13 protein-coding genes are annotated in these 15640 nt (G+C 58.3%); 6 read left to right on the plus strand and 7 right to left on the minus strand.

The features are described 5' to 3' along the window. The 6 genes from AACS18_RS23060 to AACS18_RS04250 all read right to left on the minus strand — a co-directional run. The coding region (locus tag AACS18_RS23060) for an HAD family hydrolase (RefSeq protein ID WP_258228674.1) at positions 1-276 on the minus strand (276 nt) is incomplete at its 3' end. Positions 277-341: 65 nt separating this feature from the next. Then, on the minus strand, positions 342-1445 hold the full coding sequence (locus AACS18_RS04230) for an EAL and HDOD domain-containing protein (protein ID WP_064335439.1): 1104 nt from the start codon (positions 1443-1445) through the stop codon (positions 342-344). A gap of 4 nt (positions 1446-1449) precedes the next feature. Next, positions 1450-3090: a sensor domain-containing diguanylate cyclase gene (locus AACS18_RS04235; protein WP_108612054.1), complete on the minus strand. Its 1641-nt coding sequence runs from the start codon at positions 3088-3090 to the stop codon at positions 1450-1452. A gap of 254 nt (positions 3091-3344) precedes the next feature. After that, positions 3345-5381, minus strand: a complete 2037-nt coding sequence (locus AACS18_RS04240) for an exoribonuclease II (RefSeq protein ID WP_108612055.1) — start codon at positions 5379-5381, stop codon at positions 3345-3347. 99 nt (positions 5382-5480) lie between these two features. After that, positions 5481-6380, minus strand: a complete 900-nt coding sequence (locus AACS18_RS04245; protein WP_108541264.1) for a LysR family transcriptional regulator ArgP — start codon at positions 6378-6380, stop codon at positions 5481-5483. A 209-nt stretch (positions 6381-6589) separates the two neighbouring features. Further along, positions 6590-7228 carry an acyl-homoserine-lactone synthase gene (locus AACS18_RS04250; protein WP_021231751.1) on the minus strand — a complete coding sequence of 213 codons (639 nt, stop codon included), beginning with the start codon at positions 7226-7228 and terminating at the stop codon, positions 6590-6592. Between the two features lie 62 nt (positions 7229-7290). Here AACS18_RS04250 and AACS18_RS04255 point away from each other — a divergent pair, with 62 nt between their 5' ends. Both AACS18_RS04255 and lysE read left to right on the plus strand, forming a co-directional pair. Continuing rightward, entirely contained in the window at positions 7291-8067 is a 777-nt protein-coding gene (locus AACS18_RS04255; RefSeq protein WP_108612056.1) for a helix-turn-helix transcriptional regulator, read from the plus strand. Between the two features lie 196 nt (positions 8068-8263). Continuing rightward, entirely contained in the window at positions 8264-8872 is a 609-nt protein-coding gene (gene lysE, locus AACS18_RS04260) for an L-lysine exporter (protein ID WP_108541268.1), read from the plus strand. An 81-nt stretch (positions 8873-8953) separates the two neighbouring features. On the opposite strand, the gene AACS18_RS04265 is transcribed toward lysE, so the two are convergent. Then, complete coding sequence (locus tag AACS18_RS04265) at positions 8954-10963, minus strand: methyl-accepting chemotaxis protein (RefSeq protein ID WP_108612057.1); 2010 nt, start codon at positions 10961-10963, stop codon at positions 8954-8956. Between the two features lie 260 nt (positions 10964-11223). Between AACS18_RS04265 and ruvA the strand changes: the two genes are divergently transcribed. From ruvA to cydB, 4 genes are all read left to right on the plus strand, one after another. Then, entirely contained in the window at positions 11224-11838 is a 615-nt protein-coding gene (gene ruvA / locus AACS18_RS04270; RefSeq protein ID WP_005335746.1) for a Holliday junction branch migration protein RuvA, read from the plus strand. A gap of 8 nt (positions 11839-11846) precedes the next feature. Continuing rightward, positions 11847-12857, plus strand: coding sequence for a Holliday junction branch migration DNA helicase RuvB (gene ruvB, locus AACS18_RS04275; protein ID WP_005335744.1), 1011 nt, complete (start codon positions 11847-11849; stop codon positions 12855-12857). A 934-nt stretch (positions 12858-13791) separates the two neighbouring features. Next, positions 13792-15348, plus strand: a complete 1557-nt coding sequence (locus tag AACS18_RS04280; RefSeq protein WP_005335743.1) for a cytochrome ubiquinol oxidase subunit I — start codon at positions 13792-13794, stop codon at positions 15346-15348. Between the two features lie 11 nt (positions 15349-15359). Then, a partial coding sequence (gene cydB, locus AACS18_RS04285; protein ID WP_108612058.1) for a cytochrome d ubiquinol oxidase subunit II occupies positions 15360-15640 on the plus strand: 281 nt, incomplete at its 3' end.

The raw sequence follows: 15640 nt of genomic DNA on the forward strand, positions 1-15640 counted from the left end.
GGCCGGAAACACGGTCGCCTTGTGCAGGTTGGCCACATAGTGGGCGGTCTTGCAGCGGGTGACTTCGAGGGGATCGAGGGGGATTTGCTGCTCCTGTGCCACCAGCAGCGCGATCTTGCGGCTCGGCATGCCACCCAGCTCATAGAACCAGTCGGCATCGAAGTGAAAGCCAAACTCGCGGGCGGTGTGTTCCCAGGCTGCGAGGTGCAGCGGCATGGAGTCGACCAGGGTGCCATCAAGGTCAAAGACCAGGCCTTGGAATCCGGAAAGCGTCATGGTGCGGGTCAGTCTCTGAAAAAAGGGAACCCATTCTAGCCAGTGGCTCCCCGCCTCGCCATCACCTAGCTGGTGAGAAACGCTTGCCCCCACATTTGTGACTGAAAATAGACGGGGGTGAGCTGGGCCGGATCGAGTTGATATTTGGGGGCAAGCTGTTCCAGCAGGGCCCAGTTACCCTGTTCATAGGTGCTGACCAGCTGAAATAGATGAAAGAGTGGCCCTTCGTGCAGTTCGATGGCGCGCTGCACGCTCTTGGGCAGGTGGGCCATCAGCGGTTCCGACAGCAGGGAGCCATCGAGCACCAGTCCCACCAGAAAGGCCCAGCTTGCCTCTGCTTTACCGAGGGCGGTGAGGGCAATCAACTCGCAGAAGCGGCCGCGGGCGATGGCCATGCGGGTGCAGGCCTCCGGCATGTGCTGGCTTACCCGGGCCAGACCGTTGATCAGTACGAACTTGCGGATCTCCTGCTCCCCCAGATAGGAGAGGGCACGGGGCACCGAGGTGATGGGGGCGGCATGATCGAAGCCGGGGGCGTTGACGTAGGTGAGCAGCAGGCCGGGCAGCCAGGCATCCTGCTCCAGCAGGCGGGCTACCTGAGCGAAGGAGAACTCTTCGTGGCAGATGAGCTGAAGGATCTGCTGTACCAGCGCCATATCGGGCTGGTTGGCCCGCTGATTGACCAACTCCGGACGGGCGAGAAAGCCGCCGGCAAAGAAGTCGACCCCCGCCTCCCGCAGTGGGAGAAAATCCGCCCAGGTTTCGATGTTCAGCGCCATCCGCTTGTGTTCGGTGGGCTGGCAGATCCCCTCTTCCCCCATCCAGTACACCAGCAGGCGGCTGGCGCCGAGCCAGCGTGGATCCCGGTTGGCGCCGTGCACCGCCAGTCTGCGCCGGCTGTCGCGCCACTGCTCCAGCACCGGGAACGAGTTGGGCTGGCGTTCGCTGGAGGCTTCAACCAGCGGGATCGCGTCCTGATCCAGCAGCAGGGGACGCTGTTCATCGAGCTGTTCGTGGGTGAAGGGCACCAGATATTGACGCCCCTGTGCCAGCAGGCGGCAATGTTGCGCCAGTGAAGGCCATTCGGCCGGTGAGCTGAGCTGATAGTCGATGCCGTAGGCCACCAGAGCCAGGCGACGATTGAAGATAGGGTAGCGACGCAACAGCATGGGATCACCGATAGGCCAGAGTGCGGGCCCTCCCTTGTGACTTGGCGTGGTAGAGCGCCTGGTCAGCCTGTTCGGTCAGGGTCTGCCATGCTCCGTCCTGGGAGGGAACCAGATAGCTAAAGCCTATGCTAACCGTAATGAAATCAGCAACCCGCGAGGCGGGATGGGGCATTTTCAAGCGGGCAAGACCATCGTGGATCCGTCCGGCCAGCTGTTCGGCCTCACCGGGTTGGGGGGCGCAGAGCAGAATGACGAACTCCTCCCCGCCGTAACGGGCGACCAGATTGGTACAGCGCCGCTCTGCATCCCGCAGCACATGGGCCACCTGTTGCAGGCAGAGATCCCCCTTGGCATGGCCGAAGTGGTCGTTGTAGGCCTTGAACTCGTCGACGTCGATCATCAATACCGCCAGCAGGTTCTGGGTGCGTCGTGCCCACTCCCACTCCCGCTGCATGGTGATGTCCCACTGGCGCCGGTTGGCGATGCCGGTGAGGGGATCTTCCAGCGACAGCAGGGAGAGGCGGTGATTGGCCTCCTCCAGCGCACGGTTGGTCTCGGCCAGCTGCATGGTGCGCTCGGCGACCCGGGCCTCCAGCTGGCGGTTGAGGGTTTCCAGCTGCTCCTGAGTGCGCTGGCGGATCAGCAGTTGCGACAGGATGGCAGCGTACTGTTTGAAGATCTCGCTCTGATAGGCTTTGAGCGGACGGTGCCAGAGCAGGTTGTCGGCGGCGATCCAGCCGATGGGGGTGGTGCCATCCCACAGCGATACCATGGCGTTCCAGCCACGGCCCACCTGCTGCTTTTCGTAGTAGAGGGGGGTATCTTCCATCACCAGCACGTAATCCTTGCGCCTGAGCGCCTCTTGCACCGTTGGGTGATCCGGAATGGGGCTGATGAAGTTGTGTTCATCCATCAGCTCGCCCTCTTCGCTGGTGCCCCAGGTGCCGCGCATGGTCTTGCCATCGGGTTCGATCAGGAAGATGGCGACCCGATCGAATTGCAGCTCCTTGCGGGCCAGCAACACGGCATCCCGCAGCAGATCGTTCTCGCTGCGACTGCGGGAGAGGGTGACGCTGACCATGTGCAGCGCCTGCAACATGGTGAGGAAGGAGCCCTGCAGTGCCTGACTCTGTACCAGATCGGTCTGGGTATGGAGCCGCTGGTCACGCTCCTGATTGACCTGGCTGGAGAGCAGGTGATTACTGAGCTCGGCCGTCAGATAGTGAATAAGGAGCTGGATACCCTGACGCTGGTGGGAGGAGAGGCGGTCGATGCGGCGGCGGGTCTCCAGATAGATGACCCCTTCCAGTTTCATGTGACGCTTGAGAGGGAAACAGGCGCGTAACTGCGGCTGGGCGGGCTCCACATTTTCGCCGGGATCCGGCGGTGGCTGGAGCTGCTCGATCACCAGTTGTCCCTTCTCCATTGCCTTGTCGATCAGGTGGTGGGGTAGGGTCAGTTGACCGAGATGGGCGAGATCTAGCGTGGTCAGCCCCTGATCGAGCTGAAAGCTGTAGAGCTGCGGTTCGGGGGCTTTCAGCCAGAGGTAGAGGCGTTCGGCATCGGTCTTTTCACGGATGGTGGCGAGGCTCACTTCGCATAACTGAGCGAAGTTGGTGAAGTGTTCCGGGTCCCATTCCTGCATGCCAATATCCCTTGGATTGTACCCAAGCGAGTATAGACATATTTCTCCTTGATTAATATGTCAGAAAGGAGAGGCAGCGCACATAACGGTTGCTTTCAGCCCTGCTGGTGGAGACATTCACTGCGTTCTCTGCCAATCGTGGATAGAACTGTGTGCCATAACGGTATATATGGCTGCTTGTAGGGCTGGATGCCGGGCAAAAAAGAGCCCGCACGATGGCGGGCTCTCTGACAGATCAGATGATTCTGCGTGGCTTATTCTGCCTTGGGGGCAGTTTCAGCGGGCGTTTCACTGCTATCGGCTGGCGCACTCTCGGCCGCCGGGGCTTCCGGTGCCGGGCCCGGCACCAACTCCACCGCCGGCTTGGCGATAAGGGAGCGGGTCTCTTCCACCGCTTCGGTCAGCTTCACCTCGATGATCTGGCCGAGCTCGTAGACCACCTCGGTCTTGTCCAGATAGACGCGGCCGTTGTCCCAGTTGCACTCCAGTCGATCCTTGTTGTCGAGAATATGGCGAGCAGGCAGGAAGACCACTGCGCCGTTCTCCTGCAGACGCAGCTTGAGACCGGCACGCATCACGTCGATGATTTCGGCATTGAACACCTGATCGGTGCCAGCCGCGGCTTTCAGGTAGCGAACATAGAGCCAGTCGCCGATGTCACGCTCCACCATGCGGTGCAGGCGGCGGCAGGCGGTCAGATGCTCTGTGAGCTCCTGACTCGGGCGCTCACCCGGGGTCTTGCCGGCGATGACGGCTTTGAGCAGACGATGGTTGACCATGTCGCCGTATTTACGGATCGGGGAGGTCCAGGTGGCGTAAGCATCCAGACCCAGACCGTAATGGGCGCCCGGTTCGGAGGACATCAGCGCATAGCTCTGGAAGCGGCGGATCTTGCCATCCAGCCAGCGGGTGTCGAGGTTGTCGATCCAGCGGCGCAGGGCGCAGAAGCCGGAGAGGCTGGCGATCTCGTCGCGCTCGAACGGGGCTTCGGCACTCTTCAGCAGGTCGATGGCGCCGTCGAGGGACTCTTCGTCAAAGCCGGTGTGGACGTTGAAGATGCCGTAACCGACGCTCTTGCCCAGCACGCGACCGGCGCAGATGTTGGCGGCGATCATCGACTCTTCCACCATGCGGTTGGCGATGCGGCGCGGCTCGATGTGGATGGCCAGCACTTCGCCATTCTCGCCCAGCTCGAAGTCGTAGTCGGGACGATCCGGGAACACCAGGGCATGCTCGGTTCGCCACGCGATGCGTGCCTCGGTCATTGCCTTCATCAGCGGCAGCTGGGCCAGTACGCCTGCGTCGATGGACAGCTCTTTGCCATGCTCGGCCCAGTCGGAGACGTCGTCATAGTTGAGGCGGGCGTGGGAGCAGATGCGGGCAGCGAAGAACTCGGTCTCCTCCAGCAGCAGACCGTCTTCGGCGATGAGCAGACGGGCACACAGGGTGTTGCGCTCCTCACCCTCTTTCAGGGAGCAGAGCTCGTCGGAGAGGGTGCGCGGGATCATCGGCACGTTGCGGCCCGGCATGTAGACGGTAAAGGCGCGCTGGGCGGCCTCTTTGTCCAGCTCGCTCCCTTCGGCCACATAGGCGGTCGGGTCGGCGATGGCGACCAGCAGCTCCCAGCCGTTCTCCAGCTTGGTGATGGCCAGCGCATCGTCCATGTCCTTGGTCTTGGCACCGTCGATGGTGAAGAAAGGCACCTTGGTCAGGTCACGACGGGGTAGCTCCTCCTCTTCGATCACCTTCCACTCTGGCAGATCAGCCGGTTCGACCTGGGCCAGGTTGTGGCGCGCCAGCACCACCCACCAGGGCACGTTGTGATCTTCCTGTGCGGCGATCTTCTGGGTGATCTCGGCAGAGAAGTTGCCGTCAACCAGCGCATGGCGCTTGAGGGTGGCGACCACCCAGTCCCCTTCCTTGAACTCTTTCTCATCCAGACCCTTCTTGACGCGGGCCTTGATGGCATCCTTGATCAGCGGGTGGTCGGCGACCACGTTGAGGCGGTCGCGGAACATCTTGACCCGGGCCACGAAGCGGGTGACGGACTGCTCCAGCAGGGCATCCGGCTCGGCCACTTCCTTCTCTTTTTCGGTGCGGATCAGGGCGCTCACCCGGTCACCGTGCATCACCTTCTTCATGTAGGGAGGCGGCACGAAATAGCTGGTCTTCTCATCGACTTCCAGAAAGCCGAAGCCCCGGTCCGAGGCGCGGATCACACCCTCTTTCTTCGGGATGTTTTCGCGGATTTGTTGCTTGAGCTGGGCCAGCAGCGGATTGTCTTGGAACATAAGTGAGGAACCTGAAGTGAAAACCTGGGTGGAGACCTGATGAAGGATCGCCCAGCACTATACGTTTTTAGTCCTGCAAAGCCAAGGTGAATGGCCTGCTCAGCGTGGTTTCAACTGCGATCTGGCATGGTCGATAAGGCGTTGGGAGAGCTGCTTGTGAACCCCTTTTTCTAGTACCCAGCGGTGCCAGTAGAGGCGTTCCGTCAGGACGTGGTCGGGACTGAGGTTGAGTAGTGACCCGTCAGCCAGCTGGCCTCTGATTTGCAATTCGGGAATGAGGCAGTAGGCCAACCCCTGTTCGGCCATGGCGACGAAGGCCTCTGACGAGTGGACCGTATGGCAGGGATAACCGCCCGGCTCCAGTCCGAAGTGTTCTCTCATAAAGCTCACATGCATGTCATCGCGCTGATCGAACGCCACCGCCGGTGCCTTGGCCAGCGCCTCACGGGTCAGGCCGTGAGGGAAGTGGCGGGCTACGAAGGCGGGGCTGGCGGTAAGCAGATAGTTCATCTCACCGAGCTCATCGACGCAGCAACCCGCTAGCGGTTGGGGATGCAGGCTGACTGCGCCAAAGGCCTGACCCTCGCGGACCTTGTCGAGGGTGCGGCTCTCGTCATCGACCAGCAGGTTGAGTTCGATGGGGTGCTGTTTCAACAAGGGGGCAATGGCGGGCAAAAACCAAGTGGCCAGGCTGTCGGCGTTCACGGCGATGCTGATCCGGATTGGCCCTTGCGGCTCATCGGGAGCCAGCTCCCCCGCCAGTTCGAGCTCGAGCTGGTGTACCTGCCGATAGTGGGCCAGCAGTTTTTGGCCGAGTGGCGTGGCCTGCAGCGGTTGGCTGCGAATGAGTAGCGGCTCGGCAAACTGCTGCTCCAGCTGCTTGATCCGCTGGGAGATGGCCGACTGGGTGATATGGAGCGACTTGGCCGCCCGATCGAAGTTCTGCTCCTGCAGTACCGCATCCAGCGCCCGCAGCAGTTTGTAGTCCAGCTCTTTCATCTTCTCCCCCTTCCGTTGCCCAAGGGCTGACTCTACGTCACTCGGCAGGGGACAACAATGGGCGGCGGAAGGGGCGTTGCGCTGTGATATCTGACAGTGGTGGTCTGTCTTGTAAGGAAGGCATACTGCTAGAGACCGCAGGGGGCAGCCCTGCGGGGTCATAGCGATACAGCGATATGTTTATCCCGGGCCTGTTTTCCCGGGATTTTTTATATCTGGGCCGCTAACTCATGCGAGCGATAGGTGGCAGTTTGATAGTGTCCGATAAGCGGCTGCGAGACCGCCAGAGCAAATCGCTCATCCAGATAAAAGCGCAGGCCGACACCTTTCACTGCACCGAGATCTACTGCTTGGCGGTGGCCCAGACGAGCCATAGGGATTCCGAGACGGCGGAAAATGCGTTCTGCGGGCAGGCTGGCTACACCAACAAACTCTTTGATGCCGTTGGCTGTAGCAAACGCATAGGCTTCCCGAAGGAGTACGCAGGTCAGCTCGCTGACACCATTGGTCATGCACGGAGCGCGGGTCGCATCGATAGCCAGACGAGTGAGTTCCCAGATCTCGGGAGTGCGGGGCGCGTTTTCACCGGCAAGGGCGGTGGGAAAAATGCTGGGCAACATATAGGCGCTGGCGCAACTGAGCAGACGGATACAGGCGCAGACTCCTTGTTCATCTTCGACCAGCACCCAATGGGTGTCTGGTGTGTCAAAGCGGTCGCGTTCCAAACCGTGGTAAGACTCGACGTCCCAGCCTAGCCGGTCGGAAAAGACGCGATTTCGAAATTGATAGAGTTCGTTCTCTACGGCGTTTCGTGGGTGATCTCTCAATTTTCCTTTGAAAACCAACATTATGAACTCTCTCTCTGCCTGTTCGCCGTTATAATCAGAAGCTTGGCCAGGGGGGCTAGCATATGAAACAAGAGCAACTGTTTGAGTATCTGGAACATTTCACTTCGGTGACGGATGGTGACCGTCTTGCCGGATTGATCGGTCGCTTTACGGTCGATATGGGTTATGACTATTACGGCTTTACCCTGATCATTCCGATGTCGATGCAAAGACCCAAAGTGGTACTGTTTAATCAGTGCCCTATCTCCTGGGTACAGACCTATACCGATAACAACATGCTGGCGTGCGACCCTGTGATTCAGTTGGCACGCAAGCAGACGCTGCCCATTTACTGGAACCGCCTCGATGAGCGGGCTCGCTTTCTGCAAGAGGGAAGCATGGACGTGATGGGGCTGGCCGCCGAGTTCGGATTGCGCAATGGCATCTCCTTCCCTCTGCACGGCGCAGCCGGGGAGAACGGTATCCTCTCCTTCATCACCTCCGAACGGGCCTCGAGCGATCTGTTGCTGGAGTCCTCGCCGATCCTCTCCTGGATGGCCAATTACATCTTCGAGGCTGCGATCAGGGTTGTGCGCCTGAGGGATTCGGATCAACAAGCCGTCCTGACGGATCGTGAGACCGAATGCCTGTTCTGGGCCAGTGAGGGGAAAACATCGGGGGAGATCGCCTGCATTTTGGGGATCACCGAGCGTACGGTGAATTACCACCTCAATCAGGTCACTCGCAAAACTGGCTCTATGAATCGTTATCAGGCCATTGCCAAGGGGATTAGCAGTGGCATTTTGCTGCCGAATCTTGAGCATGTAGTTGTCACCAACTTCCCCAAGCTGATGCAATAGAACCTGTTGATTCTCGGGGCTGAGCGGCGGACTCTCAATTGTCAGATCCTGCTATTGACTATTGGTTTCGGATGGGGCTTTTGGTGACTCCGGCTGATTAGCAAAATGAATCAATTAGTAAATCAATGAATTTCTAAGAAGGAACCGCCATCGCTATAGTGCCGCTCATTCATCATTTCGAACGGTGCTCTCCATGATGCTCGCAACGACACTGCAAGGCTTCACCATCGGTCTGGCCATGATCATCCCCATCGGCGCCCAGAATGCCTTTGTGCTGAGCCGGGGCATCCATCGCAATCACCATCTGCTGACGGCCACGCTCTGCAGTTTCTGCGATCTCACCCTGATTGCTATCGGCGTATTTGGCGGAGCCAATCTGCTGGCCGCCAGCCCCCTCGGCATGGCGCTACTCACTTGGGGTGGTGTGCTGTTTCTCGGCTGGTTTGGTGGCCGTTCCCTGCTCAGTGCCTGGCGCGGTAAAGGGGAGGGAGTTGCCGATTCTGCTCAGCAGATGGGGGCCAAAAGCGTGCTGGCGATGACGCTGGGAGTTACGCTGCTCAATCCTCACGTCTATCTCGATACATTGATGCTGCTCGGCTCCCTTGGCAGTCAGGTGAGCGAGTCCCTGCGTCCGGCCTTTGCTGCGGGGGCCATGCTGGCCTCGTTGGTGTGGTTCTACTCGCTGGCGCTGGGGGCGGCGGCACTGGCGCCCTGGTTGGCCCGCGGCCGGGTGCAGCAGGGGATCGATCTGCTGGTTGGCATCATCATGTTGAGCCTGGCTGTTCAACTGGCCATAGGACGTTGAGGAAGTTAAGGCGGCAGGAATGAGCGACCGGTAACAAAAAGATGCCACTCACATGAGTGGCATCTTTGCTATTGAAAGGGGTCAGACCCTGAACTGGGAGAGCAGGCGCTGCTGCAGCAGGCTGGCCTGATGGAGCGAGGAGGCGAGTTGCAGACACTCCTGCGCCTCCTGTTCGCCGGTTCTGGCTTGCAGACTGATGCCGGAGACCTTGTCAGAGGAGTGGCTCAGAGTGTGTGACAGTTGCCCGGTAGCCACGGCTACCTGCTGCACCATGTCGGCCAGCTGGTCGATGGCGCCTTCCACCTTGAACAGGATCTGCTTGGTGTTCTCGGAGTCCTGCATGCCAGACTCCACCGTCTTGAGGTTGCGTTGCATCATCAGATAGGCGGTTTCGGTCTGCTGCTGAATGCTGCTGATCACCTGGCTAATTTCGGCGCTTGATGTCGCCGTGCGATTGGCCAGGGTGCGCACCTCGTCCGCAACCACCGCAAAGCCACGTCCCATCTCCCCCGCGCGGGCCGCTTCGATGGCCGCATTGAGGGCCAGCAGGTTGGTCTGTTCCGAGATGCCGCTGATGGTGGAGATGATCTGGCCAATCTGACCCGCCTGCTCCTTGAGGGAGTTGATGGCGATGGCACACTCGCTCACCTCCTGTACCACCCGTTGCATGCCCGCGCTGGCGGAGGCGACATACTGGCTGCTCTCGGTGGTCAGCTGGCGCACCTCGTTGGCATTGTGGGCCGCCATGCTGCAGTTGTCCGAGATACCTGTGGCGACTTGCACCATCTGTTCACTGTCGTGGTGCAGGGCCAGCGCATGTTCGGCGGTCTGGCGGCTGCTCTGGCTGATTGCCTCCACCCGGTTGACCGAGGTGTGAACGTGCTCGCTGATGTGCTGGTTGTTGTCCATGGTGGAGCTGATCATCTTCTGCAGTTTCTCGATGAAACGATCCACGCTGTTGGCCAGCGAGCCTATCTCGTCATCCCGTTGCAGGTTGATGCGGGCGTTGAGGTCTCCCTCGCCGGCGGCGATATCCTGCATTCGTTTGTCTACTTGCTGCAGTGGGGTTACCAGTTTGCGGGTCAGCCAGAAGCCGCAGAGGGTGACCATGATCAGGCTCAGCAACAGGCCACCCAGCAGCAGGGTTCGGGTCTGGCTGATGATGCCGTTGAGCTGGGCCACCTGATCCTCGACGGTGGCATCGCCGCTCTCCTCGATGGCAACCAGCTGTTGTCGCAGCTCATCGGCACTGACCTCATAGGCGGACTGCTGGGCCTGATAGCTGCCGAGCGCATCGACCCACTGTCCCATCAGTTGCTGATGCCGGGCCAACAGGGCGCGATACTCTGCCGACAGTGTCTTGCCGGCAAATTCCCCGGTTCCCTCGATATCGAACAGCCCGGTGCCGAGCATGCTGTCGATCGCTTCGTGGTAGAAATCGGTCGCCTCTTTCAACTCGGCCTTGATCGCCTCTGTGACTCCTTGTCTGCGCATCTTCTCCAGCGCATAGAGTTGGCGCAAAAAGCCTATGTTGGATTCCATCCCCCCGTCGGCCGCTTCCCAACGGGTGGAGAGGCCGCTGTTCCAACTGATGGTCTGGTCGGGGGATTGGGTCAGCGCCTCGACCGCGCCATCGCCGATCACCTCCAGCTGGGTCGAGAGGCGGGCCATCAGGTCGGCGTTGTGATGCAGGGCCTGATCCACCTCGGTATAGGCGTGATAGAGCGCCAGCAGCTTCTCTTGTTGCTGTTGATAGTCCTGCTTGTGCTGTTCCATGGTGGCAAGGGCTGCACCATCAATGAGCTGCCCCTGGCTGACCCGGGCCAGCGCGTCATCTGTCGCCGCCTTGGCTGCATCGAGTTCGGCGCGATTGAGCGGGGTGCCGTTTTGCATCTTCTGAATCTGTAGCTGTTGATTGCCCAGCTCTATGGAGCCCTCCATGGCACCGTCGGCGGTCTGCCAGGCGGCGCCCAGTACGTAGGAGAGCAGATTGGCTAGCCGCTGGCTGCCATACCAGCCAACGACCCCCATGCCCAGCGTACAGCCGAGCAATATGGCAAGACCCAGATTGGCGGTGGTAACAATTTTCATGTGATGGCCTTCCTTGGTATCGACATTGGCACCAGTTTCGGTTCCGAACGGGTTTAGTGTAGTGGTTTATCCCCCGCTCGGGGGCCGGTGCGGCGCTGAAACATCCCGTGCACTGGCTGCACCCGATCAAGCATGGTGGAAAATTGGATAAAAAGCCTCTCTGACCACAAGGGTGTTGCTGCCCTATGCTGGATACTTATCCAGTTATTCTTTATGCTATGAGCCAATTTACGAATAGTTGTATTGGTGAGGAGAGAGCCGTGATTGGTCGCTTGAGAGGCATTGTCATTGAAAAGCAGCCCCCCGAGGTCCTGCTGGAAGTGGGCGGGGTTGGCTATGAGGTGCAGATGCCGATGAGCTGCTTCTATGATTTGCCGGAGATCGGCAAGGAAGCGACCATCCATACTCACTTCGTGGTGCGGGAAGATGCCCAGTTGCTCTATGGTTTCAACCACAAACAGGAGCGGGCACTGTTCCGCGAGCTGATCAAGACCAACGGAGTCGGCCCCAAGCTGGCGCTGGCTATTCTCTCCGGCATGACAGCTACCCAGTTTGTGCTGAGTGTCGAACGTGAAGAGATAAGCTCTTTGGTCAAACTGCCGGGAGTCGGCAAGAAGACCGCCGAGCGGCTGGTGGTGGAGATGAAGGATCGCCTCAAGGGGTGGGTCAGTCACGACCTCTTCTCCCCGGCCATGGTCACCCTGCCAGCCAGTGAGCCCGAATTGCGGGCACCGGATGTGACCGAGGAGGCGGCCAGTGCGCTGGTGGCCCTCGGTTACAAGCCGCAGCAGGCGAGTCAGATTGTCAGCAAGATCGCCAAAGAGGGGATGTCGGTGGAAGATATCATCCGTGAATCCCTGCGTAGCCTGGTATGAGGTAGTTGATGATTGAAGCAGACCGCCTCATTTCGGCCAGTGCCGCCCGTGAGGATGACATTATTGACCGGGCTATCCGCCCCAAGAAGCTGGCTGATTACACCGGTCAGGATACCGTCTGCGAGCAGATGGAGATCTTTATCGAAGCGGCCCGTCAGCGGGGTGAAGCGCTCGATCACCTGCTGATCTTCGGCCCGCCGGGTCTGGGCAAGACTACCCTCGCCAACATCGTCGCCAACGAGATGGGGGTCAATATCAAGACCACCTCCGGCCCGGTACTGGAGAAAGCAGGGGATCTGGCCGCGCTGCTCACCAACCTCGAACCGAACGATGTGCTGTTCATCGATGAAATCCATCGCCTCAGCCCGGTGGTGGAGGAGGTGCTCTATCCGGCGATGGAGGATTACCAGCTCGACATCATGATCGGGGAGGGACCAGCGGCTCGCTCCATCAAGCTGGATCTGCCTCCCTTCACCCTGATTGGCGCCACCACCCGGGCAGGTTCACTGACCAGCCCGCTGCGGGATCGCTTCGGCATCGTCCAGCGGCTGGAGTTCTACAACGTCAAGGACCTGACCGATATCGTCTCCCGCAGTGCCCGTTGTCTGGGGCTAGACATGACGGAAGATGGTGCCATTGAGGTCGCCCGTCGCTCTCGCGGCACGCCGCGGATTGCTAACCGTTTGTTAAGGCGGGTGCGCGACTTTGCCCAGGTGAAATCCGATGGCCGGATCGACGGCCCCATTGCTGCTCGCGCCATGGACATGCTTGATGTCGATAACGAAGGTTTTGACTTCATGGACCGCAAGTTATTGTTGGCTGTGATAGACAAGTTTATGGGGGGCCCGGTGGGTCTCGATAATCTGGCCGCCGCGATCGGGGAAGAGAAAGATACTATCGAAGATGTGTTGGAGCCTTATCTGATCCAGCAAGGGTATCTGCAACGTACACCCAGAGGACGGATTGCGACCACACGAGCCTACGCTCATTTCGGTCTTCAGCGACCAGATGAGAAGTAAAAACAGTCGTTTGAACATGAAACCGCCGTCAAAGGCGGTTTTTTATTATCCGGGCAAAAAAAAGCCCACGGCGGATGCGGTGGGCAAAGACAATTCAGGATGGATGTTCACAGACAGTGAGTGCGTCTGGACACAGACCGGAAAATAAACAGGTGAGCCGTCGCGAGCTCTCAGAGTCGGTTCAGTTGATAGAGCTGAACAAAGGAAAGCTTGTAGTAACGGATGGTTTTAGCAACAAACTTTTTCATCTTCGATTCCAATAGACAGGTTCAAATTGATCGTCGAATACGTACCGTGAACCTGGATTAACCGGCCTGTATCCAAGGATATGCCCTCACTGCGAGGCGCATTGTAGGAGTTCGAATCGACCCCGGCAAACAAGAAAAATTGCACTCTTCAAATTAGTTTATCTAATGTCTTTATTGATGAAATTGGTTCGCATGAGTATGCATTCTTTGCAATTTTAAATTGAGTTTTCGAATCAGATTGCCTGACTCGGATAACATGGAAAAAGGCGCGTCATTCACGCTTTTCAAATTAAACCGAGCGGCGGGATGTTAAATTTTTAAATTGATTTAAATCAATGTTTTACGCTTTATCGTGTTTTGTGATCTGGCTCGCGTCAATAATCGTGAAATAGATTAAAAATGCCTTTCAAAGCCATGTATGGCGGGTCCTTTTACATTGATTTCAATCAAATAAAGGTGATATAAAAACCCGGTCATCATGGGCGAGAATAAATTCAGGCTGATTGTTTTGGAATTGTTAAACATTAGCTTTATTTGTGTTCTCGTATTGCCTTGTTGTTAATGCCAGTGGTTACTGAACGCGTTTTGTTGTGACACGTCCCAATAAGGCTCATTCGATAACCTCCAACGGAAGCTTTGTGCTTAAAACTTAAAATAGCCGTGCCAATAATCGGTGAGGAAACATCATGATTGCTGAGCATGTGGTAGACCTATCGCGGTTCCAGTTCGCTGCGACGGCCCTTTATCACTTTTTGTTTGTACCCCTGACGCTGGGAATGGCCTTTCTCCTGGCGATCATGGAATCCGTCTATGTGATGACCAACAACACCATCTACCGGGACATGACCAAATTCTGGGGTAAGTTGTTTGGTATCAACTTTGCCTTGGGGGTCACCACAGGTCTGGCTATGGAGTTCCAGTTCGGGACGAACTGGGCTTACTACTCCCATTATGTCGGCGATATCTTCGGGGCCCCGCTGGCTATCGAAGGGCTGATGGCCTTCTTCCTGGAGTCCACCTTCGTCGGTATGTTCTTCTTTGGTTGGGATCGTCTGAGCAAGCATCAGCATCTGGCTGCCACCTGGTTGATGGCGCTGGGTACCAACCTCTCCGCCCTCTGGATCCTGGTCGCCAACGGCTGGATGCAGAACCCGGTCGGTGCCGAGTTCAACTTCGAATCCATGCGGATGGAGATGATGAGCTTCGCTGACGTGGTGCTCAACCCGGTTGCTCAGGTCAAGTTCGTCCACACTGTGGCGGCTGGTTATACCTGTGGCGCCATGTTTGTGCTGGGTATCTCCTCCTACTACCTGCTGAAGAATCGTGATGTGGCGTTTGCCCGTCGCTCCTTCGCCATTGCCGCTGCGTTCGGTATGGCTTCTATCGTGTCCGTGCTGATCCTCGGTGACGAATCCGGTTACGAGACAGGTGAAGTGCAGAAGGTGAAACTGGCCGCTATCGAAGCTGAGTGGGAGACTGAACCTGCTCCGGCCGCCTTTACCTTGTTCGGTATTCCGAATCAGGAAGAGATGCGCACCGACTACGCCATCAAGATCCCCTATGCACTGGGCATTATCGCGACCCGTTCTCTGGACGGTCAGGTAACCGGTCTGAAGGATCTGAAGAGCGAGCACGAACTGCGCGTCCGCAACGGTATGACCGCTTACGACCTGCTGACCAAGTTGCAATCCGGTGACAAGTCTGACGAGACCCGCGCTCGTTTCGACGAAGTGAAGCAGGATCTTGGCTACGGTCTGCTGCTCAAGCGCTACACCAGCAACGTGACCGATGCTACCGATGAGCAGATTAAGGCCGCCGTGGATGACTCCATCCCGCAGGTTCTGCCGCTGTTCTTCGCCTTCCGCATCATGGTTGCCGTCGGCATGCTGATGCTGGTGCTGATTGGTATGGCCTTCTATGACAGTGCCCGTCACCAGATCGGCAAGCGCAAGTGGCTGCTCAAGGGTCTGCTGTGGGGTATCCCGCTGCCGTGGATCGCGATCGAAGCTGGCTGGTTTGTCGCTGAGTATGGCCGCCAACCGTGGACCATTGCAGAGGTGTTGCCGACTTCCCTCTCTGCATCCAACCTGCCTGCAGCCGAGATCTGGTTCTCTCTGATCGGTATCTGCCTGTTCTATACCGTACTTCTGGTTATCGAGATGTACCTGATGTTCAAGTATGCCCGTCTTGGCCCCAGCAGCCTGAAGACTGGCAAGTATCACTTTGAACAGATCAAGGCATAAGGAGAGCGACCATGTTTGATTACGAAACTCTGCGTGTCATCTGGTGGGCTCTGGTCGGCGTACTGCTGATCGGTTTTGCCATCACTGACGGCTTCGACATGGGGGTAGGCGCACTGCTCCCGTTCGTCGGCAAGAAAGATGTCGAGCGCCGCGTGATGCTCAACACCATGGGGCCGCACTGGGAAGGTAACCAGGTTTGGCTGGTCACTGCCGGTGGCGCCTTGTTCGCCGCCTGGCCGATGGTGTATGCCGCAACCTTCTCCGGCTTCTACATCGCCATGATCCTGACTCT

The organism is Aeromonas sp. HMWF015, from assembly GCF_963878965.1.
Classification (GTDB): Bacteria; Pseudomonadota; Gammaproteobacteria; order Enterobacterales; family Aeromonadaceae; genus Aeromonas; species Aeromonas veronii.

Coding starts and splice junctions, on each gene's coding strand:
- AACS18_RS04230 (WP_064335439.1), bottom strand. CDS start 1,445: ATGCTGTTGCGTCGCTACCCTATCTTCAATCGTCGCCTGGCTCTGGTG.
- AACS18_RS04235 (WP_108612054.1), bottom strand. CDS start 3,090: ATGCAGGAATGGGACCCGGAACACTTCACCAACTTCGCTCAGTTATGC.
- AACS18_RS04240 (WP_108612055.1), bottom strand. CDS start 5,381: ATGTTCCAAGACAATCCGCTGCTGGCCCAGCTCAAGCAACAAATCCGC.
- AACS18_RS04245 (WP_108541264.1), bottom strand. CDS start 6,380: ATGAAAGAGCTGGACTACAAACTGCTGCGGGCGCTGGATGCGGTACTG.
- AACS18_RS04250 (WP_021231751.1), bottom strand. CDS start 7,228: ATGTTGGTTTTCAAAGGAAAATTGAGAGATCACCCACGAAACGCCGTA.
- AACS18_RS04255 (WP_108612056.1), top strand. CDS start 7,291: ATGAAACAAGAGCAACTGTTTGAGTATCTGGAACATTTCACTTCGGTG.
- lysE (WP_108541268.1), top strand. CDS start 8,264: ATGCTCGCAACGACACTGCAAGGCTTCACCATCGGTCTGGCCATGATC.
- AACS18_RS04265 (WP_108612057.1), bottom strand. CDS start 10,963: ATGAAAATTGTTACCACCGCCAATCTGGGTCTTGCCATATTGCTCGGC.
- ruvB (WP_005335744.1), top strand. CDS start 11,847: ATGATTGAAGCAGACCGCCTCATTTCGGCCAGTGCCGCCCGTGAGGAT.
- AACS18_RS04280 (WP_005335743.1), top strand. CDS start 13,792: ATGATTGCTGAGCATGTGGTAGACCTATCGCGGTTCCAGTTCGCTGCG.